The organism is Indolivaga macrotermitis, from assembly GCF_900128985.1.
Classification (GTDB): Bacteria; Bacteroidota; Bacteroidia; order Bacteroidales; family Dysgonomonadaceae; genus Dysgonomonas_A; species Dysgonomonas_A macrotermitis.
On record NZ_FQUC01000002.1, the window covers coordinates 584,355 to 597,633 of the forward strand.

The 13,279-nt window shown below is 37.2% G+C and carries 9 protein-coding genes; 3 read left to right on the forward strand and 6 right to left on the reverse strand.

Annotated elements, in window-relative coordinates; all coding sequences use genetic code 11:
• Positions 1 to 24: 24 nt before the first annotated feature.
• The 3 genes from BUC12_RS05380 (at position 25) to BUC12_RS05390 (ending at position 5,625) form a co-directional block, all read left to right on the forward strand.
• Entirely contained in the window at positions 25 to 1,608 is a 1,584-nt protein-coding gene (locus tag BUC12_RS05380; protein ID WP_062175892.1) for a glycoside hydrolase family 31 protein, read from the forward strand.
• A 4-nt stretch (positions 1,609 to 1,612) separates the two neighbouring features.
• A complete protein-coding gene (locus BUC12_RS05385; RefSeq protein WP_062175890.1) occupies positions 1,613 to 3,814 on the forward strand; it encodes an alpha-L-rhamnosidase-related protein in 2,202 nt (733 codons plus the stop codon).
• Positions 3,815 to 3,900: 86 nt separating this feature from the next.
• Positions 3,901 to 5,625 carry an alpha-L-rhamnosidase-related protein gene (locus BUC12_RS05390; protein WP_236689361.1) on the forward strand — a complete coding sequence of 575 codons (1,725 nt, stop codon included), beginning with the start codon at positions 3,901 to 3,903 and terminating at the stop codon, positions 5,623 to 5,625.
• 154 nt (positions 5,626 to 5,779) lie between these two features.
• Here the strand turns inward: BUC12_RS05390 and BUC12_RS05395 are convergent, their stop codons facing one another.
• The 6 genes from BUC12_RS05395 to BUC12_RS05420 form a co-directional block, all read right to left on the reverse strand.
• Positions 5,780 to 6,169 (reverse strand): YybH family protein, encoded by a 390-nt coding sequence (locus tag BUC12_RS05395; RefSeq protein ID WP_062175886.1) that lies wholly within the window; start codon positions 6,167 to 6,169, stop codon positions 5,780 to 5,782.
• Positions 6,170 to 6,489: 320 nt separating this feature from the next.
• A complete protein-coding gene (locus BUC12_RS05400) occupies positions 6,490 to 7,977 on the reverse strand; it encodes an RNA-binding domain-containing protein (protein WP_062175884.1) in 1,488 nt (495 codons plus the stop codon).
• A 52-nt stretch (positions 7,978 to 8,029) separates the two neighbouring features.
• Positions 8,030 to 8,887 (reverse strand): HAD family hydrolase, encoded by an 858-nt coding sequence (locus BUC12_RS05405; protein ID WP_062175883.1) that lies wholly within the window; start codon positions 8,885 to 8,887, stop codon positions 8,030 to 8,032.
• A 4-nt stretch (positions 8,888 to 8,891) separates the two neighbouring features.
• Entirely contained in the window at positions 8,892 to 12,032 is a 3,141-nt protein-coding gene (locus tag BUC12_RS05410; RefSeq protein ID WP_062175881.1) for a type I restriction endonuclease subunit R, read from the reverse strand.
• An 11-nt stretch (positions 12,033 to 12,043) separates the two neighbouring features.
• Positions 12,044 to 12,643, reverse strand: coding sequence for an abortive infection family protein (locus BUC12_RS05415; RefSeq protein WP_236689357.1), 600 nt, complete (start codon positions 12,641 to 12,643; stop codon positions 12,044 to 12,046).
• Between the two features lie 45 nt (positions 12,644 to 12,688).
• Positions 12,689 to 13,279 carry a restriction endonuclease subunit S gene (locus BUC12_RS05420; protein ID WP_070808533.1) on the reverse strand — a complete coding sequence of 197 codons (591 nt, stop codon included), beginning with the start codon at positions 13,277 to 13,279 and terminating at the stop codon, positions 12,689 to 12,691.

A 13,279-nucleotide genomic window follows, 5' to 3' on the forward strand; every position in this document is an offset into this window, starting at 1 on the left:
TTTTATTCCGAAAACCCAATATCCATGAAAAAAGCACTATTTCTTCCTCTTATTTTAATCTGCAATATTATTGCCGCGCAGCATATAACAACAATTTCATTTCCTTCGGATGAGTACTGGTGGGGAGGTGTTGTTGCCTATGGTGAGCGTATGCCTTATATTCAGCCATTGAACGAATATAATTTAGAGACACAAAATAATAACAATCAGGTTGTACCTCTATTATTATCCAATAAAGGAAGATACGTCTGGAGCGACAAGCCGTTCCGATTTTCTGTTTCTGCTGGCAAAATAACCATTAAATCCGATTTCGAAAACATTTCTGTCCTAAAAGCCGGAGCTACATTGAGAGATGCCTATTTAGCGGCTTGCCAAAAACATTTTAACCCCGGAGGGCAATTACCTGAGGAACTCTTTTTCACTATGCCCCAATATAACACATGGATTGAGTTGATGTACAACCAGAATCAGGAGGATATTCTCAAATATGCACATGGTATTATTGAGAACGGGCTTCCTCCCGGTGTACTAATGATTGACGATAACTGGCAGCGGTATTATGGCAATTTTGATTTCAGAGGAGAAAAATTCCCCGACCCGAAAGGAATGATAAAACAATTGCATGATATGGGCTTTAAAGTCATGCTTTGGATATGTCCTTTTGTATCTGCCGATAGTCAGGAATATAGAGAGCTAAATACCAAAGGCTACCTATTAAAAAATAAAAACGGAAAACCGGCTATCATCAACTGGTGGAATGGTCAAAGCGCCTGTTACGATTTTACCAATCCCGAAGCAAAGAAGCATTTTATATCCGTATTGAAGAATATGCAAGAAGAATACGGAATCGATGGATTCAAGTTCGATGCAGGCGACAACAATTTCTACACAAACAAAGACTTGGTAAGTTATAGAAAAGACGCTGTATCGGTCGATCATACTGAAGAGTGGTTAAAAATCGGATTAGAGTTTCCTGTTAACGAATACCGCGCAGGATGGAAAATGGGCGGACAACCATTGGTGCAACGTCTGGGTGATAAGAGCTATTCGTGGAATGCCGTACAATCGCTGATTCCACAAATGATAGCGGCAGGATTAATGGGATATGCTTATACATGTCCTGATATGATAGGAGGCGGGCAGATAAAAAATTTCATCAATCTGAAAGCAGATAAGTTTGACCAAACCTTAATAGTACGTTCCGCACAAGTACATGCGATGATGCCGATGATGCAATTTTCTGTTGCTCCATGGAGAGTACTTAATGCCGAGAATCTTGCGACAGTACGTAATATGGCACATCTGCACGAACAAATGGGAGCATATATCCTCCAATGTGCACAAGAATCGGCACAGACAGGCGAGCCGATTGTCAGACACATGGAATATTCGTACCCGGACGAAGGGTTTGCCGAATGCAAAGACCAGTTTATGCTGGGTGATAAATATATGGTAGCTCCCGTTGTTACCAAAGAAAACAAAAGGAGTGTTAAGTTGCCGAAAGGACAATGGAAAGACGATTTGGGTAAAATACATAAGGGCGAGCAAATAATAACAATCGATGTTCCTTTGAGTAGATTACCATATTTTGAAAAAATTAATAACTAATACGATGAGACCTAAAACAATAGTCTTTTGCATATACTTTCTTTTGATGGGATTATCACTGCAATCGCAAAGTATACAATATGATCCCTTGCTTGATCCTAATGTTGTGATAGCCGAAAAGACACAAAAAGCAAGAAAAGGAGAATATATCTGGTATCCCGGACAATTAAGCGCACACTTACAACAGAAACGGATAAAAGAATCCGCAGAAAGGTGTGTCAATGTCGGTTATCCGGGTAAATTTTATGAGCCTGTAAATAAGACTTGGTTTCGTAAAGAGATAAATCTACCGTTGGAAGCCATTATACAATGGGAATCTACTGGTAAGGTAAGAGCTTCCATAAAACAAAAGGAATTAACAGGCAATACTAATTCTATAAAATTACCGAAAGGAAAATCCATCTTATTATTGGAAGTAATTGCTGAAAACAATTTACCATCAGTAAAAGTATCTGTTAACGGACAGATAACTTCTGACGGTTGGCAGGCAAGCCTCGATAGTATAAACTGGAATCTTGCCGAATCTTCACCCGTTTTTGGAACATCTGGAAGAAGACCGATGGAAGAACCCAAAACAGATGTGGTAATAAAACCAGCATCCATACTCCCCATACGAAATGCTTCTGTAAATGACGGTAACATCATCATCCATAAAAACGGGTTTGTATTGATTGACTTTTTCCATCTTGAAGTCGGAAAAGTTACATTTACGGCGAAAGGTCGCGGAACAGTCTCAGTATATGTCGGTGAAAGCCCCGAAGAAACATTATGTGAAGACACCAAATTATTTGAGCAAAAGCCTATTGAACCATTCGTTCTTACAGGCAACAGGCAACAAATTATGCTTCCCGAGCGGGCAATCCGATATGTAAAGATATCCAGTGATGAAGAATGCGAAGTTTCGGCCGTTTCGTTTGTAGCAAAAATGTGGCCTGTCGAATTTCAAATGACATTCGAATGTGACGATGAACGGATAAATAATATATGGAAGGCATCAGTAGCCACACTTCACACAAGCACTCACGGATTTTATCTGGATGGTATCAAGCGCGATTATCTTCCGTGGTCTATGGATGCTGTTCTGAGTACATTCGGTGGTGACTATATCTTTGCAGACAAGCAGGTATCGCTAAATAGTTTGTCCGTAGCACTTATGCCTTTAAATCCGACAAAGGATGACATGGGAATTCCTGATTATCCGTTGCATGCCCTTATTGGCTTCAACCAATATTACAAGAGGTATGGTGATTTCAATACTATCCTTTCATATCGTGACCGCATAGAACAGTTATTACAATTCTATGAAACACTGCAAGACGAACGGGGATTTATTTCCGCCAGTGTAGGTGGTGTGAGCTGGGGATTTGTACCCGGATGGGCGACAAGGCGTAGACCCGACAGAAAAGGTACACCTACCTATGCCCAGATAATGCTTTATTATAATTATAAAATTGGAGCTGACTTTTGCGAAAAATGGGGCGATAAAAAATTAGCAAAGCATTACCGTGCTAAAGCTATATCATTAAAAGATAGTATCTTTAAGCATTTCTGGGATGAACGACAGGGAGTATTTATCAACGGATATACAAAAAATGGAGAACTGGACAAGATAATTTCGCACCATGCGCAATACTGGGCTATACTGGCAGATATATTTCCGGAAGACAAGTATGAAAACCTGTTTGCCATGTTTGCCATGCTTCCCACGATACCATACTATAAAGATTACGTAAGCTTTGAAAAAGGGTATGAATTCATTGCTTATTCAAAGGCACGAAAAGTAGAGCAAATGTGGAATTTTCTTCTTGATGTTTTCGGAGACTGGCTCGATCAGGGGCATACACGTTTCCCTGAAAATTTCTCGTACAGAAAATCAAAAAACGAGCAGCTGGTTTTCTACAGCCGTCCTTACGGTTTGAGTCTTTGCCATGGTGCCAATGGAGTTCCCGGGATAGTAGCAGTACTTAATGGCATAGCCGGGTTCAGTCAGTCAGACAAAGACTTTAACCATTATACTATTCATCCTGATTTGATGAATCTCCGCTGGGCAAACATTGAGTTTCCGGTGAAAGAGGGAAAAATAAAACTCAAGCTTACGAAAGACGGAACCAATCAGATTGAGATTCCTGCCGGATACAAGGTCGATTTTATCATCAAAGACGGCATAAAAGCCACTTTTACAAAGGCAGGAACATATAACCTATAATAGAATAATATAAATCACCCATGAATATACCGATGAAAATTATACGATTAGTCCTTTTAACATTCATATTCAGTGGATTTTCCTTAATGTCAAAAGCCGACATTCCTCCCGTATTTGGTAGTGAATACCGAGGTAAGACCCAAAAAGATGAATTGACACGGGTATATATTTCTCCTTTGCGGATTATATGGAAAAATGATGCAGACGGGAAAATGATAAGTAACGAAGAGGTTTTAGTGTTACCGGGGAACAGTCAGCCCGAAATGGGAAAACGCAATATGTGCGTGATGACAAGTACTGAAAACGATACGGCATCTATAATGTTCGATTACGGAAAGGAGCTTCACGGAGGGTTGCAATTATTAATGGGAGGTTCTTCTCGCCGTGAACCATCACTGGTACGCATCCGCTTCGGTGAATCAGTTGGAGAGTGCAACAGCCAAACGTCAAATAGCGAATGGAAAGTCGGTTATTCTACCGATGACCATGCCAAACGGGACATTTTCATGGAGATACCCCGTGACGGAATGATCGAGATTGGTAACACAGGCTTTCGCTTTGTCCGTATCGACTTGCTACAGAAAAACACTACCATACGTCTGAAAGAAGCCCGTGCTATACTTCGCTATCGTGACATTCCCTACCTTGGTTCATTCAACAGTAGTGATGAGCGGTTGAACCAGATCTGGCTGACAGGCGCCTATACCGTGCATCTAAATATGCAGGAGTTTTTATGGGACGGGGTTAAGCGCGACCGTGTTATCTGGTTGGGAGATATGCATCCCGAAGTAGCAACTATTATGTCGGTGTTCGGGTATAATGATGTAGTTCCCAATACCCTTGATCTGGCCTGTCAACAATATCCTTTACCCGGATGGATGAACGGGATGAGCGCTTATTCCTTGTGGTATCTGATAATTCATAATGATTGGTATACACACAACGGTGACTTAGATTTTTTGAAGAAACACAAAGATTACATCTTAGGATTAATTGACCAGATAGACAGTAAAATCGAAACAGGCGGTAAAGAAGAACTGGCTAAAAACCGTTTCCTTGACTGGCCGTCTTCCCCTAATAAAGAAGGGGTTGAAGCCGGCTACCGTGCCCTTATTGTTTGGGCGATGAAGGACGCCGAGAATTTATGCTATATATTGAATGAGCCTGCTTATGCAAAAAAAGCCAAAGATTGTACCGACAAAATGAGCCGCTACATAAAAGGCCATAACAACCTGAAACAGGCAGCCTCATTAATGGCAATAGCCGGAATAATGGATGCAAAAAAAGCATGCGAAGAGGTAGTGTCGGTCGGAGGCGCTAAAGATTTTTCCACTTTCTATGGATATTATATGCTGCAAGCACAGGCAAAAGCAGGAGAATACCAGGAAGCCATCGACATTATCCGCCAGTTTTGGGGAGGAATGCTGGATATGGGTGCAACAACTTTCTGGGAAGATTTCAATATGGATTGGTTGGAAAATGCTGCACGGTTGGATGAGCTGACTCCTCCGGGAAAGAAAGATATTCACGGGGACTTCGGTGCATATTGTTATCCCGGATTCCGACATAGTTTTTGTCACGGCTGGGCATCAGGACCCACCGCTTGGATGACCGAACACATATTAGGTGTGAAGATAGTTGAACCGGGATGTAAAGTAATTAAAATAGAACCGCATCTGGGCGATCTCAAATGGGTCGAAGGGACATTTCCGACACCACACGGAGTGTTAACAATCAAGCATACAAAAGACGGTAATGGGAAAATAGTATCGGAAATAAATGCACCTAAAGGCGTAAAGATCATAAGGTAATTTTAGTTATTCTGAAAGTATTCTATATTCAATGACAGGAAAATCGGTATCACTAAGATGCACAGACCATTTCTAGTCAACATAAAAGACTAACTTCGGAGAATTTACAAGTAACTTATCATTAGATAAATCGACATATTCGTTAGCTTTATTTTCAGAAACCATTCGATTGTATAATAGACCAATGAGTATGTATAATTTTCCACTGATCAGATGCATCTGATTTATAAACCTCGGTACAGTTCACTCTGAATACCTTTCCGTCTCTGTGTGCTTCATAGTTATATATCAAAACAGCAACTTCCGAAACCAATTGTACACTTGGATTTATCATTTTAAACAAATCGATCTTAATCTTCCCTCTTATGGTATTGTAATAATCCTCCAGAGCTTTTTTCCCTTCAAGTTTATTTTCAAAAGCTGGGTCTACATATATTATATCCTCAGAAGATAAATCAATAAATCCATCAGGGTTACCATTATTCCATTGCTCCAAAGCTTGTTTTTCAAGAGCAATAATCTTTGCTTTTATATATTCCTCCATATCAAACTATTTATCTATTTAAGTTAAGGGTTTCATATCAGTCGGGACTTACTATAAATAAGGAAAAGCCAATCTTTACTTCCTATCTAAATCATAAAAAAAAGTCCTGAAAGCATAAACTTTCAGGACTCTACGATGTTTTACCTCTTATTTTGGCGGTATGGATGGAAGATGAACCAACTGGTTATTTGCCATCCAATCAATATCTTAGCTAGGTCTGAAAATCTATGCCCACGAATTGGCATTGTGCACATTTCTGTGATTTTCAGCTTGATGCATTCTGTCAATGAACTATGTCGTAAAGATAATGAAATATTTATCTACTTTGTTACTAACTTTAAAAAGATTCTTCCGCGTTTAGTTATTCTAAATTTTTGTTCGGGATGATTCTTATTATCTGGAATTGTATGTTCGATCAACTTATCTTCTACCAGTTTTGATAATATTTTATTTAGCTGTCCGGAAACTTGTTTCTGCCCTAATCCTTCTGATATTTCTTTGCGGGAAAGAGGTGTTTCCATTATTTTACTAAGGACATCAGAATACATAGTCTGGTTAGACAACTCTTGCTGTAACTCTTGCTGTAACTCTTGCTGTAACTCTTGCTGTAACTCTTGCTGTAACTCTTGCTGTAACTCTTGCTCCGCAACATAGTCCAGTTTTACAAACTGCACTTGGAAAGATAATCCTGTTTCTTTCCAACGAAACTCTATCTGAGGATATTCTTTTAGTTCGTCAGCCATGAGTTTTAATCCATTACCCCATTGGTCGATGATTCCCATCCGCTTGAAAACGGGAGCTATGATTTTGTTTCGGGCATCACTTTGACGACTCTCCATTGCTGCATAATCAATCGAAGGAGGTAAAAGTCCCGGACTGGTGATCTCTACCATATCATCATAGATGGCTACTTTTACATCTTTTCCGGTGAGTGAATAATCCCGATGTACAATGGCATTTCTAATTGCTTCTCTGATTGCTTTGACGGGATATTCCCAACGTGAAATTGTATAAACACCTTCGACTACTGCTCCTTTATTTATATGGCGGAGGACAAAGTTATAAGCCTCTTCTGCTTGCGTAGCGATATTGGTTAAAATACTTTTTTGGTCAATAAATTCTTCGGTCTTAATACCCTTAAATCTTGCGCACTCAACTTTGGCAAAAGGAAATAGTGATCTGCGAAGGTCATCATCAGAAAACAATATTAAAGCGTTGGTTGGATACTCTGTACCATTTATAGATTTAATAAGTTCGAGTTTTCGAAGAGTCTGTATATCTAAAGCCTCGCCTGTCTTGTCTTGATACTCTTGCTTAAAGAATTCAAGATTCAACTCACTCACAGCTTTGTCCATAATCAATTCACTATCGAATGAGATGTTTCGTTTTCTACGTTCCAATTCAGCGATGATTTCTTCATCGGCCAAGCGATTGGAAGAACCGACTCGAATGTATGTTCCTTTTAGTTTACCCTTATCCTTTAAATAATATGGTGGAGTACTACCTCGAAATATAGTTACTCGTATGATATGTTTTTCCTCTTCTGTCAGAAAAGTAATGTCAGGCATAATAGCAGGATAGCAACGATCAAATATGATATTGCTTACTTGCTCTTCTATTTTCATAAGTTCTTCCTCTGGTAGCCCGATGATTTCTCTCGGATTATTTCGGACTCCAATATATAATTCACCTCCTGCATCGTTAGCAAAAGCTATGATTGTATTTGCTAATTCAGCATTTTCGGGGAGAACTTCTTTGAATTCCAAACGTCTTCCTTCTGGCTGTTTTATGATTTCTTTAATTGTCATAAGATGAAATATTTATTTCATTTACATTGTCAGATATTTCTATGAGTTTTATTTACGATTGCATATACCTTTTCAATTCCTGATCCAAAGCTATTTTATCTATTATACTCGTTAATAGATTGTATAGTTCACTACCCTCACTATAGTCAGCAGGAGCTATATAGGTAGCTCTTTTATGAACGAGAAGTTCTTGACATATTTGTTTGGGGCTAAGTTTTCCTTTCTTTGCTCTAATATTCGGATTATAAACAGCAATGGATGCTCCATTTTGATAATTAATCATTTTCATTGCAGGAATATCTGTTTCTCCATCGCCAATGTAAATCATGCGAGAGAAAGGCATTGAGCGTTCTTCCTCTTTTATATATTTATTAATTTTCGAATTATCCCAGGAATTTTTTATCCCTTTATTGATCCGAAACAAAAATTGCGTTTTATTTGTGTAATCAACAGCTAGAGCTGGCCATACAGCGACTCCATTTACGTCGAATTCGTATGCGGAAGCATAAACAGCCTCAAAATTCTTATGTATTTTAGTTCCTTTTAATATGTCTCGAAGTCCTGAAGAGATAATATAATGCTCTATCTCTAATCCTTTCGTCCTTGCATAAGCATTAATTTTTCCAAAATATTCTTCTACACCTTTAAAGAAAACGATATCCTTTCCATAGTCCTCAAAAGCTTTTTGAGTGATTTGTATTTGCTTTTCATTTGCTTTTTTCAACATTAAATGCATATAAGCTAGAATTTCATTCATGTCATGTTGTTCAGCTTTTTCTTTTACTTCACTCCAAAAAGCTCCTTTATTAATTCCCAATTTAGGAATAAAAGAATGTTCTTGCATATTCCCGGGAGCTAATGTGCCATCAAAATCGTATGCAATTGCTATTTTCGTGTGTTTTTTAGCCATTTATTTATTCATTTTCATTTTTATACTTAATTGGAGGTTCTGCAACCCGTTGTAAATACTTGTTCTTGTCTGTTATTGCATAATGAGGTGTATCTTCATATATTATTGAATTATTTATTTCGGAAGCATTATCTGTCCATTCTTCGCATTGCTTGAGAACAATTTCCATTGCGTTTTCAGACTCTTCTGGCGGATATTTATATTTCCTTAGTAAGCGTTTTACAAGTCTGCGCATTCCAGCTCTTGCTGATTCTTTTTTTCTCCAATCAATAGTTCTATTTTTACGAAGCATATCAGTCAGCTCCTTTGTCATCTGTACCAATATATCATTTGTATAAAAATCCTGTATCGCCCTAGGCTTAGTTAGTGCATCATAAAATGCTTTTTCTTCAGCGTTAAGACCAAGCTTATTCTTTTCAGATTCTGTTTCTGCTATATCTTTTGCTAATTTCAACAACTCTTGTATAACCTCCTCATTCGTGAGCATACCTTTCAGGTAGTTAGACAATGCTTGATTTAATAGCTCTGAAAATTTCTCAGATTGAACAAGGTTTGTTCGTTTATACATTGCCACTCTTTCTGCTAATAGACGCTTCAGTAATTCAATAGCAATATTTTTTTCTTTCATTTTGGAAATTTCATCCAAAAAGGCAGTATCAAATAATGAGAACTCAGCTTTTATGTCTGAAAACAGATTGATAACACCTTGGCTCTTTACACTATGCTTTAGCAATTCACTGATTCGTTCATTGACCTCTCTCTTTGAAACCTTATCTTTTCCTATCATTCGAGAAAGTAAAGTACGAACTGTTTCAAAAAACGCAGCTTCAAATCGTAATTTCTCATTTAATAAACTGCGACACAAAGTAATTGCATCATGCAGCAGTTTAGATTCTTTTAAGAATATTTCTTTTTTTTCTTCTTTATCAGGCGCTATAATAAAGTTTACCCCACCTTTTATAAGCTGTGCTCTGCTATGATCGGTTCCTCTTTGAAAATTGCTATAATCATAACCGTGAAAAATGTCACGACATATTTCGAGCTTCTCCTTAAATTTAACAAATGCAGTATCTTTTATATCTTGATTCCCATAGTTAGCTCTATCCCGTCTGGTATAATCACGCATTGCATCTTTCAACGCTTTTGCTATACCAATATAATCCACAACCAAGCCACCGGATTTATCTCCAAAAACTCTATTTACCCGTGCTATAGCCTGCATAAGGTTATGTCCTCTCATGGGTTTATAGACGTACATAGTGGCAAGTGAAGGAACATCAAAACCGGTTAACCACATATCAACTACGATGGCAATTTTTAAAGGATCATTATTATCTTTAAACTTCTTGGCGAGTTCTTTTTTGTAATATTTATTACCAATAATTGCGTTCCATTCTTCCGGGTCTTTATTTCCTCCAGTCATGACAACTTTAACTTTTTCTGCCCAGGTTGGCCTTATTTCTAATATTTTATGATAAATATCAAGTGCGATAGGCCGGGAATAAGCAACAATCATAGCCTTTCCTGTTAATTCATATTGCCGATTTTCCTCATAGTGTTTGATGATATCCCGGCATAGAGAATCTATGGTTTCAGGAGCTCCTAATATGGCTTCTATATGTGATAATTCGCGCTTGCTTTTTTCGATTAATTCTTCTTCGGCACCTTCCTTTGCCAATAATTCGTATTCTTCATCAATTAATCTGAGAGTCTTTTCATCCAGATTAAGGTTTATTACTCGCGATTCGTAGAAAACCGGACGCGTAGCACCATCTTCTACAGCTTGAGTCATATCGTAGATATCAATATAATTACCAAAAACTTCTTGAGTATCTTTATCTTTAGTGGAAATTGGAGTTCCTGTAAATCCGATAAATGATGCGTTAGGAAGAGAGTCGTGAATAATACGAGCCGTTCCGATAGAAATTTTACCTGTTTTAGGATCAATTTTTTCTTCGAAGCCATATTGTCCCCTATGAGCCTCATCGGTCATTACAATAATATTCTTTCTTAAAGATAAAGGCTCACTTGACTCCTCGAACTTCTGCATAGTAGTAAAAATGATCCCGTTCGCCTCTCTTCCTAAAAGCAATTGCTTTAAGTGCTCTCTATTTCGAGCCTGAATAGGTGTTTGTCGTAGAAAATATTTGCATTTAGAGAATTGAGTATAAAGTTGATCATCTAAATCATTTCTGTCTGTAATTACAACTATGGTTGGCTGAGACAAAGAATATTGAAGTAAATGAGCATAAAAAACCATAGAAAGAGATTTTCCGCTACCTTGTGTGTGCCAAAATACTCCGATTTTACCATCACTCTCTACAGCTTTTTTTGTTCTTTCTATAGCCTTATTCACTGCAAAATACTGATGATATCCAGACAAGATCTTAAATGCTTCCCCCTTATCATCTTTAGAGAAACAAATAAAGTTTTTTATAATATCAAGTAATCGATCTTTTACAAAAATACCCTCAAAAAAAGTATCGTAGTCAGCATATTCTGTACTCTCATAACTACCGTCTTTTGTTTTCCACTCCATGTAACGGTCTTCTTTGCTTGTAATGGTTCCAGCTTTAGTGCAACTCATATCACTCATTACACAAAAAGCATTATATACAAATAAAGAAGGTATTTCTTGCATATAATTTCTCAGTTGTCTATAACCTTCGGAAGCATTCGTATTTTCTCGAGATGGGGATTTTATCTCAATAATTACTAAAGGAAGTCCATTGACAAAAATAATAATGTCAGCACGTTTTTCAGATTTCTCAACATACGTCCATTGATTTATTATCTGAAAAGTATTACGATCTGCATTATTATAATCTATCAGATAAACGATCTCGTTTTTTTGCTCTTTACCATTATAATAAGAAACCTCTATGCCATGTTGTAGATAGTCTGTAAAAAGCTCATTCCTTTTGGCAAGATTTCCTGTATCTATATTTTTTAATTTTGAAACAGCTTCTTCAATTGCTATAAGAGATTTCGATGGATTTACATCTGTAAGGCTCTGAAACAATTGATTTTCCCAAAATGGGACACAATAATCCCTCTCTATGTGAGGAGCATATAGATACTCATATCCCAGTTGCTGGAATAACTCTATAAGCGCTTGCTCGTAACTGTTTTCTGTGAATGACATATTCTTATTGCTTAATTTTTGTCCTTTGTTTCCAGATAATACAAATATTCTTCTTTATAAGCCTCATAATCTTGTCGATATAGAGCTTCGGAAGAAGATAGTGTTAGCAAACCTATTGCAAAAGGATTCTCCTCATCGAAGTATTCATTGAACTCTTGGCAATCTTCGAAATGAATCCGGTTATCTTTTTTCGGATTATTATGTGTGATGTAATAGTGTAAAATGAAACCTCCTATTACATCTGTGATTTTATAAATAAAAAGAGAGAGAGTCAAGTTTACAGAAATCGCTTTTATGTCTTGGCTATGTGAGGCGAACCCCGAATTATTTCTGATTTCTGCAATCTTTTGGGCAACGGATGCAATTCGTCTCGCTAATTCACATAGTTCGTCTTTGTAGCAATCTGACGAAATCACCATGGAATTCATCGTTTGCTTTACAAGTTCCTGAAATTTACCATCTTCTTTATATGTAAGGGCTTTGTTTGTCAGAATCGTTTTACATATTCCTTCTATTAAACTTTTGCAGGTTTCAATGCACAATGAAGGATTGGCCTCAATATTATTCTCTATTGTCGCTATATGCATTTCAAATGTATTGAAACTTGGCATTTTATGAATATATTCTTTTATCCAAAACATTTCGAATTCATTAAATCAAGAAGCCAGACGGTATTGAGGTTCTTTTTTTAGCATTGTTATTTTATTCGTTTCCTCGCTCTTTTTATCATAATCCATAAACGGCTGAACTTCAGCTAATTTAATCAACGGCAAGATTATAGTAAAGAATAAATTATCATTTATCCGCTTGTTGAGGGCTATTTTATCGTCAAGGGATTTAAGTATGCGTACAATCTCCTTTTGGATACATAAGGGAGGCAGATTTAATTCTATAGCTTCAATAACAGGAACTGTTAATGAAGGCACAGCAGACCCGACATTCATTCCTGCAAAATCAAATCTGCATAGATTATAATATAAATACCTACTATTAACTATGTTCTCATTTACAACTGTCCAAAACATTGTATCTACTGTCCAAAAAGACGTGTCTGAATAAATAATATTATTCAAACTGCCTTTTCTAGGTATTAGTACTGATGGTTTGTCATAAATTGCTTGATTTACATATCTCATTATCCCTCCACTACCAAAAACAGGAATGTTTCCATCAGATAAAGCCTTGTGATCTTTACCATATTTTATTGAAACTAATTCTCTTAATCTATATATTTTATATTCGTCCAT

Bases quoted from the DNA above. Each gene is read 5' to 3' on its own strand.
- BUC12_RS05405 (WP_062175883.1), bottom strand. From the start codon at position 8,887: ATGGCTAAAAAACACACGAAAATAGCAATTGCATACGATTTTGATGGC.
- BUC12_RS05390 (WP_236689361.1), top strand. From the start codon at position 3,901: ATGTCAAAAGCCGACATTCCTCCCGTATTTGGTAGTGAATACCGAGGT.
- BUC12_RS05395 (WP_062175886.1), bottom strand. From the start codon at position 6,169: ATGGAGGAATATATAAAAGCAAAGATTATTGCTCTTGAAAAACAAGCT.
- BUC12_RS05415 (WP_236689357.1), bottom strand. From the start codon at position 12,643: ATGCCAAGTTTCAATACATTTGAAATGCATATAGCGACAATAGAGAAT.
- BUC12_RS05385 (WP_062175890.1), top strand. From the start codon at position 1,613: ATGAGACCTAAAACAATAGTCTTTTGCATATACTTTCTTTTGATGGGA.
- BUC12_RS05380 (WP_062175892.1), top strand. From the start codon at position 25: ATGAAAAAAGCACTATTTCTTCCTCTTATTTTAATCTGCAATATTATT.
- BUC12_RS05410 (WP_062175881.1), bottom strand. From the start codon at position 12,032: ATGTCATTCACAGAAAACAGTTACGAGCAAGCGCTTATAGAGTTATTC.
- BUC12_RS05420 (WP_070808533.1), bottom strand. From the start codon at position 13,279: ATGGACGAATATAAAATATATAGATTAAGAGAATTAGTTTCAATAAAA.
- BUC12_RS05400 (WP_062175884.1), bottom strand. From the start codon at position 7,977: ATGACAATTAAAGAAATCATAAAACAGCCAGAAGGAAGACGTTTGGAA.